At 69.1% G+C, this 26,894-nt stretch carries 23 protein-coding genes; 14 read left to right on the forward strand and 9 right to left on the reverse strand.

What is annotated here, in order from left to right:
- Positions 1-37 precede the first annotated feature (37 nt).
- The 6 genes from murJ to trxA all read left to right on the forward strand — a co-directional run bounded on the left by murJ (position 38) and on the right by trxA (position 7,081).
- Complete coding sequence (murJ, locus tag NGB36_RS14665) at positions 38-2,149, forward strand: murein biosynthesis integral membrane protein MurJ (protein WP_255920691.1); 2,112 nt, start codon at positions 38-40, stop codon at positions 2,147-2,149.
- A gap of 123 nt (positions 2,150-2,272) precedes the next feature.
- Positions 2,273-3,982, forward strand: coding sequence for a protein kinase family protein (locus NGB36_RS14670; protein WP_255920692.1), 1,710 nt, complete (start codon positions 2,273-2,275; stop codon positions 3,980-3,982).
- A 22-nt stretch (positions 3,983-4,004) separates the two neighbouring features.
- Positions 4,005-4,700: an RNA polymerase sigma factor SigM gene (gene sigM / locus NGB36_RS14675; protein ID WP_372509440.1), complete on the forward strand. Its 696-nt coding sequence runs from the start codon at positions 4,005-4,007 to the stop codon at positions 4,698-4,700.
- A complete protein-coding gene (locus NGB36_RS14680) occupies positions 4,697-5,572 on the forward strand; it encodes an RsmA family anti-sigma factor (RefSeq protein ID WP_255920693.1) in 876 nt (291 codons plus the stop codon). Before sigM ends, NGB36_RS14680 begins: the two co-directional genes overlap by 4 nt.
- A gap of 145 nt (positions 5,573-5,717) precedes the next feature.
- Positions 5,718-6,695, forward strand: a complete 978-nt coding sequence (trxB, locus tag NGB36_RS14685; protein ID WP_255920694.1) for a thioredoxin-disulfide reductase — start codon at positions 5,718-5,720, stop codon at positions 6,693-6,695.
- 56 nt (positions 6,696-6,751) lie between these two features.
- Positions 6,752-7,081 (forward strand): thioredoxin, encoded by a 330-nt coding sequence (gene trxA, locus NGB36_RS14690; RefSeq protein ID WP_255920695.1) that lies wholly within the window; start codon positions 6,752-6,754, stop codon positions 7,079-7,081.
- Positions 7,082-7,197: 116 nt separating this feature from the next.
- On the opposite strand, the gene NGB36_RS14695 is transcribed toward trxA, so the two are convergent.
- From NGB36_RS14695 to rpmH, 9 genes are all read right to left on the reverse strand, one after another.
- Positions 7,198-7,815, reverse strand: a complete 618-nt coding sequence (locus NGB36_RS14695; protein WP_255920696.1) for a GNAT family N-acetyltransferase — start codon at positions 7,813-7,815, stop codon at positions 7,198-7,200.
- Positions 7,816-8,175: 360 nt separating this feature from the next.
- A complete protein-coding gene (locus tag NGB36_RS14700; protein ID WP_255920697.1) occupies positions 8,176-9,297 on the reverse strand; it encodes a ParB/RepB/Spo0J family partition protein in 1,122 nt (373 codons plus the stop codon).
- A complete protein-coding gene (locus NGB36_RS14705) occupies positions 9,294-10,385 on the reverse strand; it encodes an AAA family ATPase (RefSeq protein WP_269470154.1) in 1,092 nt (363 codons plus the stop codon). Before NGB36_RS14705 ends, NGB36_RS14700 begins: the two co-directional genes overlap by 4 nt.
- 249 nt (positions 10,386-10,634) lie before the next feature.
- Positions 10,635-11,363, reverse strand: coding sequence for a 16S rRNA (guanine(527)-N(7))-methyltransferase RsmG (rsmG, locus tag NGB36_RS14710; protein WP_255920699.1), 729 nt, complete (start codon positions 11,361-11,363; stop codon positions 10,635-10,637).
- A 70-nt stretch (positions 11,364-11,433) separates the two neighbouring features.
- Positions 11,434-11,943, reverse strand: a complete 510-nt coding sequence (locus NGB36_RS14715) for a Jag family protein (RefSeq protein WP_372509441.1) — start codon at positions 11,941-11,943, stop codon at positions 11,434-11,436.
- Positions 11,944-12,009: 66 nt separating this feature from the next.
- Entirely contained in the window at positions 12,010-13,119 is a 1,110-nt protein-coding gene (yidC, locus tag NGB36_RS14720) for a membrane protein insertase YidC (RefSeq protein ID WP_255920701.1), read from the reverse strand.
- A 3-nt stretch (positions 13,120-13,122) separates the two neighbouring features.
- Positions 13,123-13,452: a membrane protein insertion efficiency factor YidD gene (gene yidD, locus NGB36_RS14725; protein ID WP_255920702.1), complete on the reverse strand. Its 330-nt coding sequence runs from the start codon at positions 13,450-13,452 to the stop codon at positions 13,123-13,125.
- On the reverse strand, positions 13,449-13,850 hold the full coding sequence (gene rnpA / locus NGB36_RS14730) for a ribonuclease P protein component (protein WP_255920703.1): 402 nt from the start codon (positions 13,848-13,850) through the stop codon (positions 13,449-13,451). The genes yidD and rnpA overlap by 4 nt, the downstream gene beginning before the upstream one ends.
- A gap of 16 nt (positions 13,851-13,866) precedes the next feature.
- Positions 13,867-14,004, reverse strand: a complete 138-nt coding sequence (gene rpmH / locus NGB36_RS14735; protein WP_255920704.1) for a 50S ribosomal protein L34 — start codon at positions 14,002-14,004, stop codon at positions 13,867-13,869.
- 479 nt (positions 14,005-14,483) lie between these two features.
- Here rpmH and dnaA point away from each other — a divergent pair, with 479 nt between their 5' ends.
- The 8 genes from dnaA (at position 14,484) to NGB36_RS14775 (ending at position 26,852) form a co-directional block, all read left to right on the forward strand.
- Complete coding sequence (dnaA, locus tag NGB36_RS14740) at positions 14,484-16,370, forward strand: chromosomal replication initiator protein DnaA (RefSeq protein WP_255920705.1); 1,887 nt, start codon at positions 14,484-14,486, stop codon at positions 16,368-16,370.
- An 808-nt stretch (positions 16,371-17,178) separates the two neighbouring features.
- Complete coding sequence (gene dnaN, locus NGB36_RS14745) at positions 17,179-18,309, forward strand: DNA polymerase III subunit beta (protein ID WP_255920706.1); 1,131 nt, start codon at positions 17,179-17,181, stop codon at positions 18,307-18,309.
- A 126-nt stretch (positions 18,310-18,435) separates the two neighbouring features.
- The gene (gene gnd / locus NGB36_RS14750) at positions 18,436-19,326 is read left to right on the forward strand and encodes a phosphogluconate dehydrogenase (NAD(+)-dependent, decarboxylating) (protein ID WP_255920707.1); all 891 of its coding nucleotides are present in this window, start codon (positions 18,436-18,438) and stop codon (positions 19,324-19,326) included.
- A gap of 77 nt (positions 19,327-19,403) precedes the next feature.
- Positions 19,404-20,555, forward strand: a complete 1,152-nt coding sequence (gene recF / locus NGB36_RS14755) for a DNA replication/repair protein RecF (protein WP_255920708.1) — start codon at positions 19,404-19,406, stop codon at positions 20,553-20,555.
- Positions 20,552-21,103: a DciA family protein gene (locus tag NGB36_RS14760; protein WP_255920709.1), complete on the forward strand. Its 552-nt coding sequence runs from the start codon at positions 20,552-20,554 to the stop codon at positions 21,101-21,103. Before recF ends, NGB36_RS14760 begins: the two co-directional genes overlap by 4 nt.
- 281 nt (positions 21,104-21,384) lie before the next feature.
- Positions 21,385-23,436 carry a DNA topoisomerase (ATP-hydrolyzing) subunit B gene (gene gyrB / locus NGB36_RS14765; RefSeq protein WP_308288852.1) on the forward strand — a complete coding sequence of 684 codons (2,052 nt, stop codon included), beginning with the start codon at positions 21,385-21,387 and terminating at the stop codon, positions 23,434-23,436.
- A gap of 44 nt (positions 23,437-23,480) precedes the next feature.
- A complete protein-coding gene (gene gyrA, locus NGB36_RS14770) occupies positions 23,481-26,123 on the forward strand; it encodes a DNA gyrase subunit A (RefSeq protein ID WP_255920710.1) in 2,643 nt (880 codons plus the stop codon).
- Between the two features lie 3 nt (positions 26,124-26,126).
- Entirely contained in the window at positions 26,127-26,852 is a 726-nt protein-coding gene (locus NGB36_RS14775) for a DUF3566 domain-containing protein (RefSeq protein WP_255920711.1), read from the forward strand.
- Positions 26,853-26,894: the final 42 nt, after the last annotated feature.

Consider the following 26,894-nt stretch of genomic DNA (forward strand, 5'->3'; position numbering starts at 1 on the left):
GCCGGTCTCGCACGGCGGACATTAAGGTGGTGCAGTGATGAACGCGCCGTACGACGGTGAGCGTGACCGCCCAGCACCGTTCGACGACGTGGCGGCCGCGAGCCCGCCACCTCCGCCCGAGCCCCGCTCAGCACCGGACCCGTATCCGCAGGAGGCGTACGCCCAGTACCCGTACGCTCAGCAGTCCTATGGCTACCAGGAGTCTCCGCAGCAGCCGCATCCGCAGCCGGAGGGCCGTCAGCCGCACGACGCGTACGCGTACCTCTTCCGCGACCAGCGCGACGGTACGGCACCGCAGCAGTCCTACGGCTACCCCGGCCAGGAGCACCCCCCGCAGGGGTACCCGCAGCAGCCGTACGAGCAGTACCAGGAGCTCCCCCAGCAAGCTCCCGCGGTCCCCCAGCAGCCTCCCCTCGGACCTCCCGCGGAGCCCGAGCCCGAGCCCGGGCTCGAGCCGGAGCCACAGCCGCAGGCGGAAGCCGCCCCCGCACAGGAGCCCGCACGCGCCGGGGGCCGCGCGAGCAGCCTGCTCAAGTCGAGCGCCGTCATGGCGGCCGGCACCCTCGTCTCCCGGCTCACCGGCTTTCTGCGCACCCTCGTGATCGGCGGTGCGATCGGCGTCTCCACCCTCGGCGACAGCTACCAGGTCGCCAACACGCTGCCCACGATGATCTACATCCTGGTCGGCGGCGGCGCGCTCAACGCCGTGTTCGTCCCGCAGCTGGTCAGGGCGATGAAGGACGACGAGGACGGCGGCGAGGCCTACGCCAACCGCCTGCTGACCCTCGTCGTCGTCGGGCTCGCCGCCGTCACCGCGGTGATGGTGATCGGGGCGCCGGTCCTGGTGCGTCTGATGTCGGACAGCATCGCCTCCGACCCGGTGCGGATGAGCGTCACCGTCTCCTTCACGCGCTACTGCCTGCCGACCATGTTCTTCATGGGCGTGCACGTCGTGCTCGGCCAGATCCTCAACGCGCGCGGCAGATTCGGCGCAATGATGTGGACCCCGGTCCTCAACAACATCGTCGTCATCGCCACCTTCGGCGCATTCATCTGGGTCTACGGCACCGCCCGCACCTCGGGAGTGGACGCCGCCACGATCTCCCCCGAAGGCGTACGGCTGCTCGGTATCGGCACCCTGCTCGGCCTCACCGTCCAGGCACTGGCCATGGTCCCGTACCTGCGCGAGGCGGGGCTGCGCATCCGCCCACGCTTCGACTGGCGCGGCCACGGCCTGGGCCACGCCGCCAAGCTCGCCAAGTGGACCTTCTTCTTCGTGCTGGCCAACCAGGCCGGCATGCTCGTCGTCATCCAGCTCGCCACCTGGGCCGGTTCGGTCGCCGACAAGCAGGGCTACCCGGGCACTGGCATCACCGCCTACAACTACGCACTGCTGCTATGGCAGATGCCGCAGGCCATCATCACCGTCTCCGTCATGACTGCGGTGCTGCCGCGGATCTCGCGCGCCGCGGTCGACGGCGACTCCTCGGCCGTGCGTGACGACCTGTCGTACGGCCTGCGCACCTCGGCCGTCGCGATCGTGCCGTGCGCCTTCGCCTTCCTTGCGCTCGGCGTGCCGATGGCCACGATGATGTACTCCAGCTCCGGGGAGTCCGGCGCCCGCAGCATCGGATTCGTGCTGATGGCGTTCGGCCTCGGCCTGATTCCGTACTCGGTGCAGTACGTCGTGCTCCGTGGCTTCTACGCCTACGAGGACACCCGCACCCCCTTCTACAACACAGTGATCGTCGCCGTCGTCAACGCCGCCGCCTCGGGAGTCTGCTTCCTCCTGCTGCCCGCCCGCTGGGCCGTGGTCGGCATGGCCGCCTCGTACGGGATCGCCTACGCCGTCGGCGTCAGTGTGGCTGTCAGACGGCTGCGCAGGCGGATCGGCGACGACCTCGACGGCGCCCACGTCGTACGCACCTACGCCCGCCTCATCGGCGCCAGCCTCCCCGCCGCCCTCGTCGGCGGCGCCACCGCTTACGCCATTACGGGGACCCTGGGCAACGGCTTCGTCGGTTCGCTCGCCGCACTGGTCGGCGGGGGACTCGTCCTGATCGCCATCTTCTACGTGGCAGCCAAGCGCATGCGCATCGAGGAGATGACCGCCATGGTGGGAATGGTGCGGGGCCGTCTGGGCCGCTGATATGGCGCCCGCTGCGCAACCATCGCGCGCCGTCGTGTGTCGTGCATAGCGGCGGCTGTGGGCAACAATTGTCCTTGGCTTGGATGTCAGAGCGTGGCAACGGATGGGGAGGCAGGAACGCCGGTGGCGGAGCGGAGCACGGCTGCCGTCGACGTGGCCAACGAGAGCGGCCGGCCGCCGCTCACCGCCGACGAGGGCGAGGCCATGACCGACGGTGCGAACGCCCAGGACGCGTCGAAGGATGCGAAGCAGCAGAGCCCCGGGGTGACTGCACCCTCCACACCGACCGCTGAGCCGCCCGAGCTCCACAGCGGTCACAAACTCGCCAGACGCTACCGCCTGGAGGAGTGCCTCACCCGCCGCGACGGATTCAGCAGCTGGCGTGCGGTGGACGAGAAGCTGCGCCGGGCCGTCGGCGTCCACATCCTGCCCGCCGACCACTCACGGGCCCGCAGTGTCCTCGCCGCCGCCCGCTCGGCGGCGCTCCTCGGCGACCCCCGCTTCGTCCAGGTCCTCGACGCGGTCGAGGAGAACGACCTGGTCTACGTCGTCCACGAGTGGCTGCCCGACGCCACGGAACTGACCCCGCTGCTCACCGCAGGGCCCTTCGAGGCCCATGAGGCCTATCAGCTCGTCAGCCAGGTCTCGCAGGCCATGGCCGCGGCGAACCGCGAAGGTCTCGCACACCTGCAGCTCGGACCCGGCTCGGTGCTGCGGACGGAGAGCGGCCAGTACCGCATCCGCGGGCTGGCCGTCAGCGCAGCGCTGCACGGCATCGAATCCGACCGTCCCAAGCGCCAGGACACCGAAGCCATCGGGGCGCTTCTCTACGCCGCCCTCACCCGCCGCTGGCCCTACCCGCACGACGCCCACGGGCTCACCGGACTGCCCAAGAACCTGGGGCTGGTCGCGCCCGAGCAGGTACGGGCGGGGGTGCACCGTGGCCTGTCCGACCTAGCCATGCGCGCCCTCGTCAACGACGGAGCCACCCCGTCCCGCCAGGAACAGCCCTGCACCACCCCCGAGGAGCTCACCAAGGCCGTAGCAGAGCTCCCGAAGATCCGGCCCCCGGAGCCGGAGGTCCCGGCCTACCGGCCGGCCTCCTATCGCCAACCCCCCGCACGCCCAGCCCAGTCCAGCCCGGCCCGGCCGGCCCCCACCGCGCCGGCTCCGCCGCCGGCGCTGCCGGGACGCGCCGGGAGGGCCCTCAAGTGGGGTGTGGCCGCTTTGCTGATCACCGCGCTCGGCCTCGGCAGCTGGCAGGTCGCCGACACCCTGATGAACCGCCATGACCAGGGCACGGGCTCCTCGGGACAGTCGCAGCGGACATCGGGCGGCGGTGGGTCGCACGTCGTCAACGGCAAGCCCCTGACCATCCAGGGCGCCGCGGAGTACACCCCGTTCGGCTATACTCCCCAGCACGCCGATCAGGTGAAGAACACCTACGACAACGATCCCTCCACGGTGTGGCGAACCAAGTCCTTCATCGGGGGTCCGACGCTCGCGCCGTACCGTCAGGGCGTCGGCATCGTCTACGACCTGGGCTCCAAGCAGAAGCTCACCGGAGCGACCATCAACTTCCTCTACGGCGGGGACCATACGACGGTCACGCTCTACGCGGCCCCCTCCCTCTCGTCCACGACGCCGCCGTCGCAGATGCAACAGCTCGCCACGACGACCACGACCACCAAGTCCGCCAAGCTCACGGTCAACAACCCGACCGCGACGCAATATGTTGTGGTGTGGTTGACGGCTCTGCCGTATTCCGGCCAGGACAGCTACAACGACCCCGGATACAAGCAGGGCATCTCAGAGGTGGCATTCACCGGATGAGGGGCCCGACGCAGGAGAGGGCGTGACCTTGGGCGACGGTGCGCACGAGGAGGCCAGCGACCTGGACCTCCTCTCCCGGCACATCGGGGGGGACCCCGATGCGTTCGGGGAGCTCGTGCGCCGCCACCGCGACCGCCTGTGGGCCGTCGCCGTGCGCACCCTCGGCGACCGCGAAGAGGCGGCGGACGCCGTTCAGGACGCCCTCGTCTCGGCCTTCCGCTCCGCGCACACCTTCCGCGGTCAGTCCGCCGTCACCACCTGGCTGCACCGCATCACCGTCAACGCCTGCCTGGACCGCGCCCGCAGAGCTGCGTCACGCCGCACGTCGTCCGTCTCCGACGCCGAGCGACTGGACGTACTCCTCGAACCGCACGAGTCCGCCGAGGCCCCCACGGAGCGCGACGAGCTCCATCGCGAGCTCATCGCCGCTCTCGCCACCCTCCCCCCGGACCAGCGCGCCGCGCTGGTCCTCGTCGACATGCAGGGCTACCCGGTCGCCGAGGCCGCCGAGGTGCTCGATGTAGCGGTCGGGACGGTCAAGAGCAGATGTGCGCGCGGGCGCGCCCGGCTCCTGCCCCTCCTCACCCACCTGCGGCACGGTGACCGGGACGGCACCAGGTCGGGCCGGGGAAGGAACCGAGCCGAGACGGCATCCGTCCCAGAGACGGCGATGGAGAAGGCGAAGGACGCCGTGAAGGGCGGAGGTGGTCAGCAGTGACATCCACGGCCGACACGGGCGAGTACACGGAGGGCCACCCGGAGGCCGCCGAGATCTCGGCACTCACCGAAGGAATCCTCCCTGCGGACCGCTCCGCGGCCCTGCGCAATCACCTCGCCTCCTGCGGACTGTGCACCGATGTCCGTGACTCCCTCGACGTGATCCGTGGGCTCCTCGGCACCTTTCCCGGCCCGATGCGGATCCCCGACGACGTCGCCGGTCGTATCGACGCCGCCCTCGCTGCCGAGGCTCTCATCGGCGCCACCGCCCCCGGAATACCGGCTGCGGAGACCGGCGGGGCGCGTGTTTCACGTGAAACATCGACCCGGCCGACTGGGCATGCCACCGCTCCGACCGGACCCGGACGCCCGCGACGCCGTCGGTGGACCCGGGTCGTGCTCGCCACCGTCTGTGCTGCCGCCGCACTGGGTGTCGGATCGGTCTACGTCCAGTCCCTCGTCTCGTCGAACGGCATCCCGCACATCTCGGCCACCGGTACTGCCCCGGTTCCGGGAACGTTCTCCGGCACCGCTCTGGCGACGCGCGTCCACGAGCTGATCGCCGCGGCCGGCCCCTCCAATGGCCCCAAGGGAGGGGTGCGACCCGAGAACACCCCGATGAGCACCGCCGGCACCAGCACCCATACGGGAAGCTCCTCCGTGCCCCCCTGCGTCCTGAACGGCACGGGCCGCACCGATCAGCCCCTGGGTTCCACGCGCGGTACCTACGACGGGCGTGCCGCCTATCTCCTCGTCCTGCCGCACCCTTCCGACCCCTCTCGCGTCGATGCCTTCGTCGTCGACGCCTCATGCGCTTCCGCTGCCGCCTCGGCGCCCGGTCACGTCATGGCGCGGGCGACGTACACCAGGTGACGGCCATCCCGGACTGCCCCGGGCGCGCGGGGACGGTGGCGCTCAGGTCCGAGGGAATGCCCGAGTCGTAGGATCCGTTAGGCGGGGTGAGACCGAGACCTCCCCGTAGGGTCCCCAGCAGTCGGCAGAGACGAGGAAGACAGCCGTGAGCGACGTCCGCAACGTGATCATCATCGGGTCCGGACCGGCAGGCTATACCGCCGCGCTCTACACCGCCCGTGCCTCCCTCAATCCCCTCGTCTTCGAGGGCTCTGTTACGGCGGGCGGCGCGCTGATGAACACCACCGAGGTGGAGAACTTCCCGGGCTTCCGCGACGGCATCATGGGCCCCGACCTGATGGACAACATGCGTGCGCAGGCCGAGCGCTTCGGCGCCGAGCTCGTCGCAGACGATGTCGTCGAGGTCGACCTCGGCGGGGAGATCAAGACGGTCACCGATTCCGCCGGGACCGTGCACCGCGCGAAGGCCGTGATCATCGCCACCGGTTCACAGCACCGTAAGCTCAACCTCCCCAACGAGGATGCGCTCTCCGGCCGTGGTGTCTCCTGGTGTGCGACGTGTGACGGCTTCTTCTTCAAGGACCAGGACATCGCCGTGGTCGGCGGTGGCGACACGGCGATGGAGGAAGCGACCTTCCTCTCCCGCTTCGCCAAGTCCGTCACCGTCGTTCACCGCCGGGACGCCCTGCGCGCCTCGAAGCCGATGCAGGACCGCGCGTTCGCCGACCCGAAGATCTCGTTCGTGTGGAACAGCGAGATCGCCGAGATCCATGGTGAGTCCAAACTGTCCGGCCTCACGCTGCGCAACGTGCGCACCGGCGAGACCTCAGAGCTCCCGGTGACGGGCCTGTTCATCGCGATCGGCCACGATCCGCGCACCGAGCTGTTCAAGGGCCAGCTGGACCTCGACGACGAGGGATACCTCAAGGTCGACGCGCCCAGCACCCGCACGAAGCTCACCGGTGTCTTCGCCGCCGGTGACGTCGTGGACCACACCTATCGTCAGGCGATCACCGCGGCCGGCACCGGCTGTGCCGCCGCACTCGACGCCGAGCGGTACCTCGCTGCTCTGAGCGACGCCAAGAAGACCGCCGAGCCGGAGATGACGGCCACCGCCGTCTGACGGATCCGACCCACCACCCTGAGCTGTCCGACCCCCAACCTGAGGAGACTGCCACCATGGCCGGTGCTGTGAAACACGTGACCGATGCGTCGTTCGAGGAGGACGTCCTCAAGAGCGACAAGCCCGTTCTCGTCGACTTCTGGGCTGCATGGTGCGGCCCGTGCCGTCAGATCGCCCCGTCGCTCGAAGCCATCGCTGCCGAGCACGGAGAGAAGATCGACATCGTCAAGCTGAACATCGACGAGAACCCGGCCACCGCTGCCAAGTACGGCGTGATGTCCATCCCGACGCTGAACGTCTACAAGGGCGGCGAGGTCGTCAAGACCATCGTCGGCGCCAAGCCGAAGGCGGCTCTGGAGCGCGACCTCGGCGACTTCATCGGCTGAGAGCATCCGGACATGACGGTGGGACCGGCCCTCGGGGGCCGGTCCCACCGTCGTCTTTGAGACCTCGGATGCCGTGTTTCACGTGAAACCCACGTTTCACGTGAAACCTAGGGACGTCACAGCGGCCGCAGTGCCGGCTCCTTCTGGACGGCGCCGAGCAACCGGTCGATCGCCATCTCGACGTCCTCCCGCCAGGAGATCGTGGAGCGCAGGTCGAGCCTGAGACGCGGATAGCGGGGATGCGGCCGCACCGTCTTGAAGCCGACCGCGGTGAGATGGTCCGCGGGAAGAATGCAACCGGGCTCCTCCCACCGTGCGTCCCCGAACGCCTCAATGGCTTTGAAGCCGCGTCGTACCAGGTCCTTGGCCACCGTCTGCACGAGCACTCTGCCGAGCCCCTGCCCCTGGAAGCCAGGGAGGATGCGGGAGGTCATCAGTTGCACCGCGTCGGGCGACACCGGGCTGGTGGGGAAGGCCAGCGATCGCGGAACATACGCCGGAGGGGCATACAGCACGAAGCCCGCGGGGACGTCATCGACGTATGCCACGCGGCCGCATGAGCCCCATTCCAGGAGCACGCCCGAGATCCACGCCTCCTTCTCCAGCTCCGGCTTGCCTGCTTGCATCGCAGCCTCGCCACTCACCGGGTCGAGCTCCCAGAAGACGCAGGACCGGCAGCGCTTCGGCAGGTCCGGAAGGTTGTCCAGCGTGAGCGGAACGAGCCGTCGCCCCATGGATTCAGGACCTCCCGCCGACCGAGTCGTCTGAGGCAGTCCCCCGAACGCCCCTTCGCGACGGGGCTTTTCGCTCCGTCGATGGCGGATTCGCACGGGTTGCGCTCAGCGCTCCGCGTTCCCTCAGCAGGCTGCCGACAAAGCCGCCGACCGCCCCCAGGCCCAGTCCTGCAGCGACCAGGGCTGTTGTGTGCCGCCCGTGATCCGCCCCACCCAGGCTTACCGATCGCATCGGCTTCCCTTCACTGTGGATGCGCTGTCCCCAATCGCATCGTAACCGGACCGCGACATTGCCGACACCTCGGGCACGCAAAGGGCGGGTCGCATTCCGCTAAGAACGCAACCCGCCCTGGCCGACCCTCATTCGGTGGCGTCGTCTGCCTCCGCTTCGAGCCCCTGCTGGAGCACGCGGCCTTCGCCTGGGGCGATCGTCCCCAGAATCCGCTCCAGATCCTCTATCGAGGCGAACTCGACGACGATCTTTCCCTTGCGCTGCCCCAGGTCGACCTTGACCCGGGTCTCGAGGCGGTCGGAAAGCCGCGAGGCAAGATCGGTGAGAGCGGGGGAGACCCGCCTGCCGGCACGTGGTCCCTTCACCTTCTTGGCCGGGCCCTGCTCGGCCGCCATCAAGGTCACAATCTCCTCGACCGACCGCACCGACAGCCCCTCGGCCACAATCCGCTGAGCCAGCCGGTCCTGTTCCTGGACATCGTCGAGCCCGAGCAGGGCACGCGCATGTCCGGCCGAGAGCACGCCGGCCGCGACGCGCCTCTGCACAGGAGCGGAAAGCCGCAGCAGCCGCAGCGTGTTGGAGACCTGGGAGCGGGAGCGTCCGATGCGGTCGGCGAGCTCTTCGTGGGTGCAGGAGAAGTCCTGCAGCAACTGGTCGTATGCGGCGGCCTCTTCAAGCGGGTTCAGCTGGGCCCGGTGCAGGTTTTCCAGCAGTGCGTCGAGGAGCAGCTTCTCGTCGTCCGTCGCCCTGACGATCGCCGGAATCCGCTCCAGGCCCGCTTCACGGCACGCCCGCCAGCGGCGCTCACCCATGATGAGCTCATAGGAGGACGGACCGGTCTGCCGGACCACGACCGGCTGGAGGAGGCCGACTTCCTTGATGGAGGTAACGAGCTCGGCCAGGGCGTCCTCATCGAACACCTCACGCGGCTGTCGCGGGTTGGGGGTGATCGAGTCGATCGGCACCTCGGCGAAGTGCGCCCCGGCGACATCCTCCGCGACCTCATGAGAGGTTTCGGCAGGCCGGATCGCATCGGTTTCCCGTGAAACGGGGATGTCCACCAACCCCGCGACCTTGGCGGCCGCGATCCCACGCTCCGGGGGGAGCAGGGGGACCGCACTCGGCGATGTGGCGGCGATGCCGATCGACTGGCCCGCCTTCGTGCCGGCGGCTGGTGTCGCCTCGCCGGTGGGCGCGGCGGGGATCAGGGCTCCGAGCCCCCGGCCCAAGCCCCTGCGTCGTTCGCTCACTTGATCCCCTCCGACATGCTGTGCTGTCCGTACTCGTCGTTCTGGTGGGGCATGTGGGAGTCCTGCCCCTGGTATTCGTGGCCGCCTCCGAGACCGCGCAGCGCCATCTCGCGCGCAGCCTCCAGGTAGGACAACGCTCCGCTCGATCCCGGGTCGTAGGTGAGCACCGTCTGCCCGTAGCTCGGAGCCTCCGAGATGCGTACCGACCGCGGGATGCTGGTACGCAGGACCTCGTTGCCGAAGTGGCTGCGCACCTCCTCGGCGACCTGGGCGGCGAGCCGGGTCCGTCCGTCGTACATGGTCAACAGGATCGTCGAGACGTGGAGCTTCGGGTTGAGGTGTCCGCGCACCAGATCCACGTTGCGCAGCAGTTGGCCCAGTCCCTCCAGGGCGTAGTACTCGCACTGGATGGGGATGAGCACCTCGGCGCCGGCAACGAGGGCATTGACCGTCAACAGGCCCAGCGAGGGCGGGCAGTCGATGAGGATGTAGTCCAGTGGCTGCTCGTACGCCTCGATGGCGCGCTGCAGGCGACTCTCCCGGGCGACGAGCGAGACCAGCTCGATCTCGGCTCCCGCCAGATCGATCGTCGCCGGAGCGCAGAAGAGACCCTCAACGTCCGGTACGGGCTGAACGACATCCGACAGCGGCTTGCCCTCGACCAGGACGTCGTAGATGGAGGGCACTTCGGAGTGATGGTCGATGCCGAGCGCGGTGGAGGCGTTGCCCTGAGGGTCGAGGTCCACCACCAGCACCCGTCCGCCGTGGAGGGCAAGTGAGGCGGCCAGGTTGACCGTTGTGGTGGTCTTCCCCACGCCGCCCTTCTGGTTGGCGACGACCATGACTCTGGTCTGCTCGGGGCGGGGGAGTCCCTCACCGGCCCGCCCAAGGGCCTCTACCGCCAGTTGGGCGGCCCGGCCGATCGGGGTGTCGTCCATAGGAGGGAGTGTTTCACGTGAAACATCTCTCCCTGTCGATTCACTACGGGGGCCGGGGACCGGGTCGGTCATCGGTCCCGCGGTATTGGCGTCGGACCGCAAGGATTCACTCTCCTCGACTGCAGGCTCGCGATGCACAGAGCCTGCCATGCTTTCGGGGTCGTGAACCAGTGAGTCCCGTTCTCCTGTGGATGAATCTGCGGATGTTTCCACCGCATGGAGGGACTTGTTTGCGCGCGCCTCGGCCGCTGCACGACCACGGCTGAGGATTCCTGGCAACAGAGAGCGACGTTTCACGTGAAACACGATGCACAGGCACGTGTCCAGTTAGCGAACGACACTCCGAGATATGTCGTTTTGACCGTTTGTATGGAGCACACCCAGGCGTTCCATTGCAGCTCAACGACGTCGACGGCCGCCCTGCATCTGCCGGTTGGCACGTGCTGCCTTCGCGCGTCGCGTAGCGGCCCGCACTCCGCCGGGACTCTCACCCACCAGCACCCGGACCACCGTCGACGGCGGGTCCACCAGCCCTGCCCCCGCCTGAACCACGGATGAGTCCACAGCCCCCAACTTGCTCAGCGCTGCGCGGGCGGCCTTGAGTTCGTCCTCAGCGGTGTCGCCCTTGAGCGCCAGCATCTCGCCATGCGGCCGCAGCAGAGGAAGCCCCCACCCCGCGAGCCGGTCCAGCGGCGCCACGGCGCGCGCAGTTACCACATCGACGGGCGGGAGGTGCCCGATCATCTCCTCGGCGCGGCCGCGCACCACAGTCACGTTGTCCAGCCCCAGCAATGCGACCACCTCCTCGAGGAAGGTCGTACGGCGCAGCAACGGCTCCAGCAGCGTGATCCGCAGATCAGGCCTGGCCAACGCGAGCGGGATGCCCGGTAGACCGGCGCCGGAGCCCACATCGCAGACGGAGACCCCGTCCGGCACCACGTCGGACAGGACGGCGCAGTTGAGCAGGTGCCGCTCCCACAGCCGCGGCACCTCCCGGGGGCCGATCAGCCCCCGGCGCACCCCCGCATCGGCCAGCAGCTCCGCGTACCGAACCGCGTCGGCGAGGCGATCACCGAAGATCGCATGCGCCTGCTCGGGCGCGGGAGGAAGCTCAGCCGCTTCCGTCACGGGACCGTCCCTTCAGTCGGGCTTCCGTCAGTTCCAACCACTTCCCGGCACATCCCCGCACGCGGCGGCGTCAGGCGGGAAGGACGACCACCCGGCGCTGCGGCTCCTCGCCCTCGGACTCGCTGCGCAGCCCGGCCGCCGCCACGGCGTCATGCACGACCTTCCGCTCGAACGGCGTCATGGGGCGCAGCTTCACCGGCTGACCGGTCCCCTTCGCCTCCTCCGCGGCCTTGGTGCCCAGCTCCGTCAGCTCCTCGCGCTTGCGCGCCCGGAACCCCGCGACGTCCAGCATCAGACGGCTGCGGTCGCCGGTCTCGCGGTGGACGGCAAGACGCGTCAGCTCCTGCAGCGCTTCGAGCACCTCGCCGTCCCGGCCGACGAGCTTCTGCAGGTCACGGCCTGTCCCCTCGCCCACGATCGAGACGGCGGCGCGATCGCCCTCGACATCCATGTCGATGTCACCGTCGAGGTCTGCAATGTCCAGCAGACCCTCGAGGTAGTCGGCGGCGATCTCCCCTTCCTGCTCGAGGCGGGTCAGGGCATCCTCGCCCTCGACGACGGGGGTGTTGCCTTCCGTCACGGATGGACTCCTATTCATGTGCGCTGCGCCCGCTCGGCGCCACGACCGCTGCTTCGCTGTTTTCCGCTACTTCTTCGACGGGTGCTTGGACCGCTCCTGGCCCTTGCGCTGGCCGCTCCTGGCCTGACCGGAACCGGCCGGCCGCCCGGATCCCGACGCGGATCCCGAGGACGGCTTGGCGTCCTGGGGCTCCGGCGGCTGCTGCGACGACTCCGCCTTCACCTCGGTCTTCGCTGCCGCCTGCCCGCCGCTCGACTGCCGCTGGGCCTTGGTCTGACGCTTCGGCTGCTGCCGCTTGACCGGCTGGGCTCCCTCGGCCGCCTTGCCCTTCGCCGCCGACTCCTCGACCAGCTTGCCCTGGGCCCGCAGGCGCTCCTGGCGCTGCTTGTAGGCGAGGCTGCCGGGAGTGGGATTGCGGCGGATGACGAACATCTGCTGGCCCATGGTCCACACGTTGGTGGTCAGCCAGTAGACGAGGACACCGACGGGGAAGTTGATGCCGAAGACGGCGAACATGACCGGGAAGACGTACATCAGCATCTTCTGCTGCTGCATGAACGGCGTCTTCACCGTCATGTCGACGTTCTTCGTCATCAGCTGGCGCTGCGTGTAGAACTGCGACGCCGACATCAGCACGATCATGACGATCGTGACCACCCGCACATCGGTGGCCGAGGCGCCCAGGCCCATGATCTTGCTCGCACTGTCGGTGAACTTCACCGACAACGGAGCGCCGAAGATGTGCGCGTGCCGCGCGCTGTCCAGCAGCTTGCTGTCAATCACACCGACCGTGTGACCACTGGCGATGTTGTGGAGAACGCCGTACAGCGACATGAAGAACGGCGACTGCGCGATGATCGGCAAGCAGCTGGAGAGCGGGTTGGTACCCGACTCCTTGTACAGCTTCATCATCTCTTCGGACTGACGCTGCTTGTCGTTCTTGTAGCGCTCCTGGATCGCCTTCATCTTCGGCTGGAGCACCTGCATGTTCCGCGTCGCCTTGATCTGCTTCACGAAGAGCGGGATCAGGCAGATCCGGATCAGGACCACCAGCGAGACGATGGACAGACCCCACGCCCAGCCGCTGTTCGGATCGAAGATCAGGCTGAAGAGCGAGTGGAACTGGACAATGATCCAGGAAACAGCGGTATAGAGGGGACTGAGGATCGTTGACACAGATCAGGCTCCTTGGGCATGGGGCTGGGAGTCGGCGGCCATGCTGGCCTCGTCGGCGGAGTGCCCGCCTTGGCGGTTACGCCACGCGGCGCGCAGCAGCTCGTGCCACCGCGGCCGCTTGCGCGGTGGTGGGTAGTCGACCCCGCCGGGAGACCACGGGTTGCACCGCAGAATGCGCCAGGCGGTGAGGGCCGTGCCCTTGACCGCCCCGTGCAGGGCGATCGCCTGATACCCGTAGTGGGAACACGAGGGGTAGTACTTGCATACGGGTCCGAGCAGCGGGCTGATGGTCCACTGGTACAGCTTGATCAGCCACATCAGCGGGTATTTCATCGCGCGCCACCTCCCAGGAGCCGCTTCAACGCGGCGTCGAGGTCGCGGGCCAGCTGAGTGTGGTCCGCGTCCGCCGCGCCGGGCAGTGCTCGCACGACCACCAGGCTACCTTCGGGCAGCAGTGACAGCCGATCCCGCACCAGGTGCCGCAGCCGCCGCTTGACCAGATTCCGCTGGACAGCACCGCCCACGGCCTTGCTCACGACGAAACCCGCACGCGGCGGGGGAGCACTCCCCCGAGTAGCGTGCGGGTCCGTGGTGTGTCCTTCTGCCTCCGGCGGGACGGACACCCTGTCCCGCAGATGTACGACCAGAAGCGGGCGTCCAGCCCTGCGCCCTCGTCGTACCGCGGCCGCGAAGTCCTGGCGCCGCCTCATCCGGTTCTCGGCAGGCAGCACTGCATGACCCGTGCGATCAGGCGGAGAGGCGGGCGCGGCCCTTGCCGCGGCGCGCCGCGAGAATGGCACGGCCGGCACGGCTGCGCATACGCAGCCGGAAACCGTGCGTCTTGGCGCGGCGGCGGTTGTTCGGCTGGAAGGTGCGCTTGCTCACTCGGGGGCTCCAGGAATGCTTGGTGTCTCGGTGGAGACGTGCGTGGGGCGTCGCTTGGCTGTCACCGTGCGCCCACGAGGCTCTCGCGATACGCCTCAGGTGTACCGCTCTTCGATCACGCCGGGCAGACCGGGTGATCTGCGCCCTCGAAGGCAGGCGGCAGCAGCCATCGACAACTCGACCTGGTTACGGTACGCGCGGCTACGCCATCCGGTCAAACCGATACCGCCGCCGACGCGCCGACCACCCCGGCGGAGTGCACCGCCCCCGAGGCATGACACATTTGTACACACCCTGTGGACAACGACTTGAACCACGTATGCGGTGCTTACTACCGTGGCTGGACTCTGGAACCTTCCGATCCCGACCTCAAACCTGCGGTTTTCCCGCAGTTCTCCAGAACCACACCTTCGTGGGACACGTCGGTGCCCTCTCCACCACCCGAGCGAGCCCACCCACCGAGCGAGAGAGCGTGCACTGTGGCTGATGTAACTGCCGATCTTGCCGCAGTGTGGCCACGGGTGCTCGAACGGCTCCTCGCCGAGGGCCAGGGGGTGGAGGCCAAGGACCAGCGGTGGCTCAAGGCGTCCCAGGCACTCGCGCTCGTCGCCGACACCGCGCTGCTCGCCGTTCCCAACGAGTACGCCAAGGGCGTGCTCGAAGGCCGGCTGCTCCCCCTGCTCACCGAAGGTCTCAGCCGGGAGTTCGGCCGCTCGATCCGCATCGCGATCACCGTCGACGCCGGCGCCGAGCCCGCCGCACCGCAGCAGCCCGCCCCCGCCCCCGCGCAGGGACCCGGCCCCGTCCAGCCGTCCTTCTACGCGGATCAGCAGCGCGCGGACGAGCGCGACGGCGACGAGCGCGGCGAGCAGCGCGGTCCGTACGACTACGGGCGCCCTGCCTCCGACGGCCCGACCATGCGCCGCGCCTACCCCGACTACCCCTCCGGCCGGGACACCTCCGGGGGCTGGCAGCGCCCGGTCGCCCCCGACCCGTACGACCACAGTCACGGCAACGGAAGCGGCCAGGACCGCGGACACGGAGCGGACGGGCACGGCGACTGGCAGCAGCCGAGGCTCACCTCGTACGGCGAACGCGATCCCTATCCCCCGCCGGCGCGCCAGGACTACCTGCCGCAGCAGTCCGCCTACCAGCAGCCACCCCGCCACGACGACCGCCCGGGCCAGGGCCTCGCGCCGAACGGACCCGCCGGTCCGGGACCCGCGGGCGGCCCGAGGGGCCCCGGTGCCCCGGCCCACCCCTCCCTGCCCGCGCCCAGCGGCGCCCCGGGCCCGCTCGCCGCACAGCCCGCGCCGTCCACAGGGCCCGGCGAGCCGACCGCACGGCTGAACCCGAAGTACCTCTTCGACACCTTCGTCATCGGGGCCTCGAACCGCTTCGCGCACGCCGCGGCCGTCGCTGTCGCGGAGGCCCCGGCCAAGGCGTACAACCCGCTGTTCATCTACGGCGAGTCCGGGCTCGGCAAGACGCACCTGCTGCACGCCATCGGGCACTACGCGCGCAGCCTGTACCCGGGCACACGTGTGCGCTACGTGAGCTCGGAGGAGTTCACCAACGAGTTCATCAACTCCATCCGGGACGGCAAGCAGGACGCCTTCCGCAAGCGGTACCGGGACATGGACATCCTGCTCGTCGACGACATCCAGTTCCTCGCGAGCAAGGAGTCCACGCAGGAGGAGTTCTTCCACACCTTCAACACCCTGCACAACGCCAACAAGCAGATCGTGCTCTCCTCGGACCGGCCGCCCAAGCAGCTGGTGACCCTGGAGGACCGGCTCCGCAACCGCTTCGAATGGGGGCTGATCACCGACGTCCAGCCGCCCGAGCTGGAGACGCGGATCGCGATCCTGCGGAAGAAGGCGGTGCAGGAGCAGCTCAACGCGCCGCCCGAGGTGCTCGAATTCATCGCCTCCCGCATCTCGCGCAACATCCGCGAGCTGGAGGGCGCGCTGATCCGGGTCACGGCGTTCGCGAGCCTCAACCGGCAGCCGGTCGATCTGCAGCTCACCGAGATCGTGCTCAAGGACCTGATCCCGGGCGGTGAGGACGCCGTGCCGGAGATCAGCGGAAACGCGATCATGGCGGAGACGGCCGCGTACTTCGGGCTGACCGTCGACGACCTGTGCGGCTCGTCGCGCAGCCGTGTCCTCGTCACGGCCCGGCAGATCGCCATGTATCTGTGCCGGGAGCTGACCGACCTGTCACTGCCGAAGATCGGCGCGCTCTTCGGCGGCCGGGACCATACGACGGTGATGCACGCGGACCGCAAGATCCGGGCGCTGATGGCCGAGCGCCGGTCCATCTACAACCAGGTCACCGAGCTGACCAACCGCATCAAGACCTGACGGTCCGCCTCCGCGTGACGCACGAGCCCCGGGATCAACTCCCGGGGTTTTTCGTGCTGTTCGAATCGCCGGCGCCGGGGAACCGATACTCCACAACATCGGACCGATCCGGCCGTCCACACCCTGGGGACGCCGAAGTTGTCCCAACCCCCTCCACAGGCGCTGCTTGTGGAGAACCATGATCCCAGCTCAGCAGGGTGTGGAATTGTGGCTAACCGCCCTCCACAGACTGTGGACGACCGGACCGCCCACAGGCCCCGCTCGCAGTTGTCCACGGCCAACCCACAGGCAACGGGCAGTTGTGCACAGCTTGTCCACACCTCTGTCCACTGTTCGGCAACCTCACGGCTACCGTCGCCGGAAGGAGTGAAAGCCGTCACACAAAGGGGATTGGTTGGGCTGGGGAGAACCTGGGTATTCCTGGGGACAGGACTGGGGAGAACCGGGGGACTCCTGTGCATTGGGTGTGCACAAGTTCCGGCCGTCCACAGACGGCCGTAGTTGTCCACGGGCTCCGCCCACAGCCCCCGTGGACAAAAAAGCGCGGCTGACCTGCGCTGGAACCGGTTATCCACGGTATCCACACCCCCTATTACTACGACCACGTAGAGATACCGGGGAACCAAGATCGAAGCTGGGCCTGTGCACAACCGAGCGCCGAGCGGCCCGACACCTCGCCCCTCGACTTGACCCAACCCGCACCTGTTGTCGGTGGCGTGCGTCAGACTGTTCTCCGGCAGACGACCGAGAAGCAGACGGCCGCCAGGCGGCCCGCACAGACAGCCAGCAACAGCAGGAGGCGGTTCCGGTGAAGTTCCGGGTGGAACGCGACGTACTCGCGGAGGCAGTGGCCTGGGCGGCCCGCAGTCTCCCGGCCCGCCCGCCGGCGCCCGTCCTCGCCGGCCTGCTGCTGAAGGCCGAGGACGGTCAGCTGAGCCTGTCCGCCTTCGACTACGAGGTCTCCGCGCGCGTCTCGGTGGAGGCGGAGGTCGAGGAGGAGGGCACGGTGCTCGTCTCGGGCCGCCTGCTCGCCGACATCTCGCGCGCACTCCCCAACAGGCCTGTGGAGATCTCCACCGACGGCGTACGCGTCACCGTCGTGTGCGGCAGCTCGCGATTCACACTCCACACCCTGCCTGTGGAGGAATACCCGGCACTGCCGCAGATGCCCACCGCCTCCGGCACGGTGCCGGGCGAGGTCTTCGCCTCCGCCGTCTCCCAGGTCGCCGTCGCCGCCGGGCGCGATGACACCCTGCCGGTGCTCACCGGTGTGCGGATCGAGATCGAGGGCGACACGGTCACGCTCGCCGCGACCGACCGCTACCGGTTCGCCGTCCGCGAGTTCCTGTGGAAGCCCGAGACGCCGGACCTGTCGGCGGTCGCGCTCGTCCCGGCCAAGACCCTGCTCGACACCGCCAAGTCGCTGACCAGCGGCGACACGGTCGCGCTGGCGCTGGCCGGCTCGGGCGCCGGAGAGGGCCTGATCGGTTTCGAGGGCGCCGGACGGCGCACGACCACACGTCTTCTCGAGGGCGACCTGCCGAAGTACCGCACGCTCTTCCCGACTGAGTTCGCCTCGGTCGCGGTGATCGAGACGGCGCCGTTCGTCGAGGCGGTCAAGCGCGTCGCGCTGGTCGCCGAGCGCAATACGCCGATCCGGCTCGGCTTCACATCGGGTGTTCTCACCCTGGAGGCCGGGTCCAGCGATGATGCACAGGCTGTGGAACGTGTCGACGCCCAGCTGGAAGGCGAGGACATTTCGATCGCCTTCAACCCGACGTTCCTGCTCGACGGCCTGAGCGCGATCGACTCCCCGGTGGCCCAGCTGTCGTTCACCACCTCCACCAAGCCTGCGCTGCTCAGCGGCAAGCCCGCGATCGACGCGGAGGCGGACGACACGTACAAGTACCTGATCATGCCGGTGCGGCTTTCGGGCTGAGGCGCGCTCGGCCGGGCTGAGGCGCTCGAGCTGAGGTATCGGGTGAGGCTGCCTCGGGTGGGGCGGTGCGGAGGGCCGACGTAGGCTCAGAGCTAGGTCAGGCACGCTTCGAACGAAGGAACTGTGATGGAGCTCGGTCTCATCGGTCTCGGCAAGATGGGCGGCAACATGCGCGAGCGCATCCGCCGCGCCGGCCACACCGTCATCGGCTATGACCAGAACCCCGACCTCGCCGATGTCCCCAGCCTCCAGGCGCTTGTGGACAAGTTGCAGGCTCCCCGCGTCGTGTGGGTGATGGTCCCCGCAGGCGGCCCGACCCAGGCCACGATCGACGAGCTGGCCGGCCTGCTCTCGCCCGGCGACATCGTCGTCGACGGCGGCAACTCGCGCTGGACCGATGACGAGAAGCACGCCAAGGAGCTCGGTGCCCACGGCATCGGCTTCATCGACTGCGGGGTCTCCGGTGGCGTCTGGGGCCTGGAGAACGGGTACGCGCTGATGTACGGCGGCGACCCGGCCAACGTGGCGCGCGTCCAGCCGATCTTCGACGCGCTCAAGCCCGAGGGGGAGTTCGGCGCCGTCCACGCGGGCAAGGTCGGCGCGGGCCACTTCGCCAAGATGGTCCACAACGGCATCGAGTACGCGATGATGCAGGCCTACGCCGAGGGCTGGGAGCTGCTCGAAGCCGTGGACTCGGTCACCGACGTCCGCGAGGTCTTCCGCTCCTGGCGTGAGGGCACGGTCATCCGCTCCTGGCTGCTCGACCTGGCCGTCAACGCCCTCGACGAGGACGAGCACCTCGACAAGCTGCGCGGCTTCGCGCAGGACTCCGGCGAGGGCCGGTGGACCGTCGAGGCCGCCATCGACCATGCCGTTCCGCTGCCCGCGATCACCGCGTCGCTTTTCGCGCGCTTCTCGTCCCGCCAGGACGACTCGCCGTCGATGAAGATGATCGCCGCGCTGCGCAACCAGTTCGGCGGCCACGCCGTCGAATCGGCGGACACGCCGGGGCACTGACACGGGGCACTGACACCCAGTACTGCAGGAAGAGACCAGGGCAGGGAGGCAGGCGCGGCCCCGCGCCACAGCGCACGATGCACGTAAGCCACCTGTCCCTCGCCGACTTCCGCTCCTACGCCCGGGTCGAGGTTCCGCTCGACCCGGGCGTCACCGCCTTCATCGGCCCCAACGGGCAGGGCAAGACCAACCTGGTCGAGGCGGTCGGTTATCTCGCCACCCTCGGCAGCCACCGCGTCGCCGCCGACGCCCCGTTGGTGCGGCTCGGCGCGGACCGTGCGGTGATACGGGCGGCCGTCACCCACGGCGAACGACAGCAGCTGATCGAGCTCGAGATCAACCCGGGCAAGGCCAACCGCGCCCGTGTCAACCGCTCCTCACAGGTGCGGCCACGCGACGTGCTCGGGATCCTGCGCACCGTGCTCTTCGCCCCCGAGGACCTCGCCCTCGTCAAGGGCGACCCCTCCGAGCGCCGCCGCTTCCTCGACGAGCTGATCACCGCGCGCTCCCCGCGCATGGCCGGCGTACGGCAGGACTACGACCGGGTGCTCAAGCAGCGCAACACTCTGCTGAAGTCGGCGGCGCTCGCCCGTCGGCACGGCGGCCGCGCCGCCGACCTGTCGACGCTCGACGTCTGGGACCAGCACCTCGCGCGGGCCGGCGCCGAACTGCTCACGCAGCGCCACGCCCTCGTCACCGCTCTCCAGCCGCTCGCCGACAAGGCGTACGAACAACTGGCACCCGGCGGCGGCCCGGTCTGCCTCGACTACCGCGGCTCGGCGGGCGACTCCCTCGAGCAGGAACGCGGCGCTTCCAGCGCATACCGCGAGGAGCGGTACGAGCTGCTGCTGAGCGCGCTAGCCGACGCCCGCAAGCAGGAGATCGAGCGCGGCGTCACCCTCGTGGGACCGCACCGGGACGATCTGCACCTCAAGCTCGGCGAGCTGCCCGCCAAGGGGTACGCGAGTCACGGCGAGTCGTGGTCGCTTGCGCTCGCGCTGCGCCTCGCCTCGTACGACCTGCTGCGGGCGGAGGGCGAGGGCGGCGAGCCGGTGCTGATCCTGGACGACGTCTTCGCCGAGCTCGACGCCCGGCGCCGAGACCGGCTCGCGGAGCTCGTCGCCCCCGGTGAGCAGGTGCTGGTGACCGCGGCTGTGGACGACGACGTCCCGGGGGTGCTCGCGGGCGCCCGCTGCACCGTGGGCGAGGGACGGGTCGAGCGCACATGAGCCACGACGTCCCCGAGCCGCGTCCCGAACCCCGGCCCCAGGCCCAGGCCCAGCCGTCCGGCGTCGACCTGGCTCGCGTGGCCCTGCGCGCCGCGAAGGAGCAGGCACGCGCCCGCGGAGCGTCGGTGCAGGAGAAGAAGCGGGCGCGCCGCGGCGGCCTGCGCAGCGGGGCACGCGCCGACGGCCGTGACCCGCTGCCGCTCGGCGCGGCGATCAGTCGGCTGATCACCGAGCGCGGCTGGGAGGCGCCGGCCGCGGTGGGCGGGGTGATGGGGCGCTGGCCGCAGCTGGTGGGCGAGGATCTGGCGAAGCACTGCGTGCCTCAGCGGTACGACGAGGAGGAGAAGATCCTCACGGTGCAGTGCGACTCCACGGCGTGGGCGACGCAGGTGCGGCTGCTCGCGCCGACGCTCGTGGCCCGGCTCAATGCCGACCTCGGCCATGGGACGGTCAAGGTGATCAAGGTGCTGGGTCCGGGCGGCGCCCCGCGGACGTACGGGCGGCTGCGTGCCCCCGGCAGCAAGGGTCCCGGCGACACCTACGGCTGAGGGGGTGCGGCACGAGGGCGCGGCCGGGCGCGGGACGGGCACGGAGCGTTGTAGTACCGAAGCCCTGAGCGCCCGTGTGAGCCGCTTGAAGCCCTTGTCCGCGTACGGGGAGTCGCTCCAAGGCCTCATCGGGCGGCACATGGGAACTCAGACACCGCCAAAGCCCCATCAACGTCGTCGCTACCGGTAGACTGGGAAGCAACCCGCCGACCTCCGGTACAGGGGAACCCGGCGGACCATGTCGAACGACGCTGCCGATCCCGCATGCCCGGAGTCGGCTTGTGCTGTGCCAGAAAGGGCGCTTCGTGGCCGATTCCGGCAACCCCAACGAGATCGAGATCCAGACCGCTTCCACGACCGAGAGGGTCACACCCGTCCCTGGCGGCGCGACGCCGTCGTATGACGCCAGCGCGATCACCGTCCTCGAGGGCCTCGACGCGGTGCGCAAGCGCCCGGGCATGTATATCGGCTCGACCGGTGAGCGTGGCCTGCACCACCTTGTCTACGAGGTGGTGGACAACTCCGTCGACGAGGCGCTCGCCGGACATGCGGACACGATCGACGTGACGATCCTGCCCGACGGGGGCGTGCGCGTGATCGACAACGGTCGCGGCATCCCGGTGGACATCGTGCCCTCAGAGGGCAAGCCGGCCGTCGAGGTCGTGCTGACGGTGCTGCACGCGGGCGGCAAGTTCGGCGGCGGCGGGTACGCCGTCTCCGGCGGTCTGCACGGCGTCGGCGTCTCCGTCGTCAACGCGCTGTCGAGCAAGGTCGCCGTCGAGGTCAAGCGCGACGGCTACCGCTGGACGCAGGACTACAAGCTGGGCGTCCCGACCGCGCCGCTGGCGAAGAACGAGGCGACGGACGAGACCGGGACGACGGTGACATTCTGGGCCGACCCGGACATCTTCGAGACCACCGAGTATTCCTTCGAGACGCTCTCGCGGCGCTTCCAGGAGATGGCGTTCCTCAACAAGGGGCTGACCATCTCGCTCACCGACGAGCGCCCCGACCATGTGGACCAGGAGGGTAACGCGCTCTCGGTCCGCTACCACTACGAGGGCGGCATCGTCGACTTCGTGAAGTACCTCAACTCGCGCAAGGGCGAGGCGATCCACCCCACCGTGATCGACATCGAGGCCGAGGACAAGGAGCGCATGCTCTCGGTCGAGATCGCGATGCAGTGGAACAGCCAGTACACCGAGGGCGTCTACTCGTTCGCGAACACCATCCACACGCACGAGGGCGGCACCCACGAGGAGGGCTTCCGCGCCGCGCTGACCGGCCTGGTCAACCGCTACGCGCGCGAGAAGAAGCTGCTGCGCGAGAAGGACGACAACCTCGCCGGCGAGGACATCCGCGAGGGTCTCACCGCGATCATCTCGGTGAAGCTGGGCGAGCCGCAGTTCGAGGGACAGACCAAGACCAAGCTGGGCAACACCGAGGCGAAGACGTTCGTCCAGAAGGTGGTGCACGAGCACCTCACCGACTGGCTCGACCGCAACCCGAACGAGGCCGCCGACATCATCCGCAAGGCCATCCAGGCCGCCACCGCGCGTGTCGCGGCCCGCAAGGCGCGCGATCTCACCCGCCGCAAGGGCCTGCTGGAGACGGCGTCGCTGCCCGGCAAGCTCAGCGACTGCCAGTCCAACGACCCGGCCAAGTGCGAGATCTTCATCGTCGAGGGTGACTCCGCCGGCGGCTCGGCGAAGTCCGGCCGCAACCCCGAGTACCAGGCGATCCTTCCGATCCGCGGCAAGATCCTCAACGTCGAGAAGGCGCGCGTCGACAAGATCCTGCAGAACGCGGAGATCCAGGCGCTCATCTCGGCCTTCGGCACCGGCGTGCACGAGGACTTCGACATCGACAAGCTCCGCTACCACAAGATCATCTTGATGGCGGACGCCGACGTCGACGGCCAGCACATCAACACCCTGCTGCTGACCTTCCTGTTCCGCTTCATGCGGCCGCTGGTCGAGGCCGGGCACGTCTATCTGTCGCGTCCGCCGCTCTACAAGATCAAGTGGCGGGAGAGCGACATCGAGTACGCGTACTCCGACCGCGAGCGGGATGCGCTGATCGAACTCGGCCGTCAGAACGGCAAGCGCATCAGGGACGACTCGGTCCAGCGCTTCAAGGGCCTCGGTGAGATGAACGCCGAGGAGCTGCGGGTCACCACCATGGACATCGACCACCGGGTGCTCGGGCAGGTCAGCCTGGACGACGCCGCCCAGGCCGACGACCTGTTCTCCGTGCTGATGGGCGAGGACGTCGAGGCCAGGCGCTCGTTCATCCAGCGCAACGCCAAGGACGTCCGCTTCCTCGACATCTGAGTCGGCCCTCAACAGACAGCGGCCCGAAAGGAACTTGACCGGCAATGGCCGACGAGACCACCCCCAGCACGCCTCCGAACCCCGAGGCCCCCGACGCCCTGCAGGCCATCCCCGCGCCCGTCGACCCCGACACGGGCCTGCGCATCGAGCCGGTCGGCCTCGAGACCGAGATGCAGCGCAGCTACCTCGACTACGCGATGAGCGTCATCGTCTCGCGTGCGCTGCCCGATGTCCGCGACGGCCTCAAGCCGGTGCACCGGCGCGTGCTGTACGCGATGTACGACGGCGGCTACCGTCCCGAGCGCGGCTTCTACAAGTGCGCCCGCGTCGTCGGCGACGTCATGGGTACGTACCACCCGCACGGCGACGCCTCGATCTACGACGCGCTGGTGCGCCTGGCGCAGCCTTGGTCGATGCGCATGCCGCTCGTCGACTCCAACGGCAACTTCGGCTCCCCGGGCAACGACCCGGCCGCGGCCATGCGGTACACCGAGTGCAAGATGGCACCGCTGTCGATGGAGATGGTCCGGGACATCGACGAGGAGACCGTCGACTTCCAGGACAACTACGACGGCCGCAACCAGGAGCCCACGGTCCTGCCGTCGCGTTTCCCGAACCTGCTGATCAACGGCTCGGCAGGCATCGCGGTCGGCATGGCCACCAACATCCCGCCGCACAATCTGCGCGAGGTCGCGGACGGCGCTCAGTGGTTCCTCAACCACCCCGACGCCTCCAGCGAGGAGCTTCTCGAAGCGCTCATGGAGCGCATCAAGGGCCCGGACTTCCCGACCGGCGCGCTGGTCGTCGGCCGGCGCGGCATCGAGGAGGCGTACCGGACCGGGCGCGGCTCGATCACCATGCGCGCGGTGGTCGAGGTCGAGGAGATCCAGAACCGCCAGTGCCTGGTCGTCACCGAGCTTCCCTACCAGACCAACCCGGACAACCTCGCCCAGAAGATCGCCGACCTGGTGAAGGACGGCAAGATCGGCGGCATCGCCGACGTGCGGGACGAGACGAGCTCGCGTACCGGCCAGCGTCTGGTCATCGTGCTCAAGCGGGACGCCGTCGCCAAGGTCGTCCTCAACAACCTGTACAAGCACACCGATCTGCAGACCAACTTCGGCGCCAACATGCTGGCGCTGGTGGATGGTGTGCCGCGCACGCTGTCGCTCGACGCGTTCATCCGCCACTGGGTGACGCACCAGATCGAGGTCATCGTCCGCCGCACCAAGTTCCGTTTGCGCAAGGCCGAGGAGCGGGCGCACATCCTGCGCGGCCTGCTCAAGGCGCTGGACGCGCTCGACGAGGTCATCGCGCTGATCCGGCGCAGTGAGACGGTCGAGATCGCGCGCGAGGGCCTGATGGGCCTGCTGGACATCGACGAGATCCAGGCGACCGCGATCCTCGACATGCAGCTGCGGCGTCTGGCCGCCCTGGAGCGGCAGAAGATCGTCGCGGAGCACGACGAACTGCAGGCGAAGATCAACGAGTACAACGCGATCCTCGCCTCGCCGGTGCGGCAGCGCCAGATCATCAGCGAGGAGCTCGACGCCATCGTCGAGAAGTTCGGCGACGACCGGCGCAGCAAGCTGGTGCCCTTCGACGGCGACATGTCCATGGAGGACCTGATCGCCGAGGAGGACATCGTCGTCACCATCACCCGTGGCGGCTACGTCAAGCGCACCAAGACCGACCTGTACCGCTCGCAGAAGCGCGGCGGCAAGGGCGTGCGCGGGACGCAGCTGAAGCAGGACGACATCGTCGACCACTTCTTCGTCACCACGACCCACAACTGGCTGCTGTTCTTCACCAACAAGGGCCGCGTCTACCGGGCGAAGGCGTACGAGCTGCCGGACGCCGGCCGTGACGCGCGCGGCCAGCACGTGGCCAACCTGCTCGCCTTCCAGCCGGACGAGCACATCGCGCAGGTCATGGCGATCCGCAACTACGAGGCGGCGCCGTACCTGGTGCTCGCCACCAAGTCGGGCCTGGTGAAGAAGACCCCGCTGAAGGACTACGACTCGCCGCGCTCCGGCGGTGTCATCGCGATCAACCTGCGCGAGATGGCGGACGGCCGCGAGGACGAGCTGATCGGGGCGGAGCTCGTCTCGCCCGAGGACGATCTGCTGCTGGTGAGCCGTAAGGCGCAGTCCATCCGGTTCACCGCCACGGATGAAGCGCTGCGGCCGATGGGCAGGGCGACCTCCGGCGTGAAGGGGATGAGTTTCCGCGAGGGCGACGAACTGCTCTCGATGAATGTCGTGCGTGCCGGTACGTTCGTCTTCACCGCCACCGACGGCGGGTACGCCAAGCGCACCCCGGTGGACGAGTACCGGGTCCAGGGCCGCGGCGGCCTCGGCATCAAGGCCGCCAAGATCGTGGAGGACCGTGGCTCGCTGGTGGGGGCGCTGGTGGTCGAGGAGTCCGATGAGATCCTTGCCATCACGCTCGGCGGCGGGGTGATCCGTACACGGGTCAGCGAAGTCCGGGAGACGGGCCGTGACACCATGGGTGTCCAGCTGATCAACCTGGGCAAGCGCGACGCCGTGGTCGGCATCGCTCGCAATGCCGAGGCCGGGCGTGAGGCCGAGGAGGTCGACGCCGACGGCGCCGAGCAGCCGGAACAACCCGAACCAGCCGAAGCGGCCGCGGGAGAGTCGTCCGCAGCCGGTGAACCGGAGGAGTAAACCGTGAGTGGAGCCACGGGCGCGGCCGCGGGCGGCGCGGGAGCGAACAGGCCTGTGACGGGCGCCGAGCGCGACCATGGCTCCGCCGCGGCGCGCGGTGGAGGGCAGCCGGGGCCGGCGCGGTCTCCACTGCCGGAGGCGAGGGACGAGGCGAGGGACGAGCAGCGCGGCAGTGCCGCCACCGCGACCGAGACGCGCGAGCCGCGACCCGCACATCCCTCGCAGCCGCCGCAGGCACCGCCCCAGCCGCACACCCCGCCGCAGGCGTATCTGCCGCCGCAGGAGTCGCCTGGCGTGTCGAGCGCGCAGGCGGTGCGCAAGCCGCGCCCGGCGGCGGCTGCCGCGCGCATGGTGCCGCGGACGCGGTCGGCACGGCTGCGGGTGGCCAAGGCCGACCCGTGGTCGGTGATGAAGGTGAGCTTCCTGGTCTCGATCGCCCTCGGGATCTGCACGGTCGTGGCGGTGGCCGCGCTGTGGCTCGTGCTCGACGCGATGGGCGTGTTCAGTACGGTCGGCACCACGATCAGCGACGCCACCGGCTCCGGAAGCCAGAGCGGCTTCAATCTGCAGTCGTATCTGTCGCTGTCGAATTGTGTGCTCTTCACGGCGGTCATCGCGGTGATCGACGTTGTTCTGGCCACGGCCCTCGCGACGCTGGGTGCATTCATCTACAACCTGTCGGCCGGTTTCACGGGCGGTATCGAGCTGACGCTCGCCGAGGACGAGTAGCCGCGCGTCCGGCGGCCGGGTAACGGATTTGGGACACGGCCC

The organism is Streptomyces humicola, assembly GCF_024436035.1.
In the GTDB taxonomy this organism is placed as follows: Bacteria; Actinomycetota; Actinomycetes; order Streptomycetales; family Streptomycetaceae; genus Streptantibioticus_B; species Streptantibioticus_B humicola.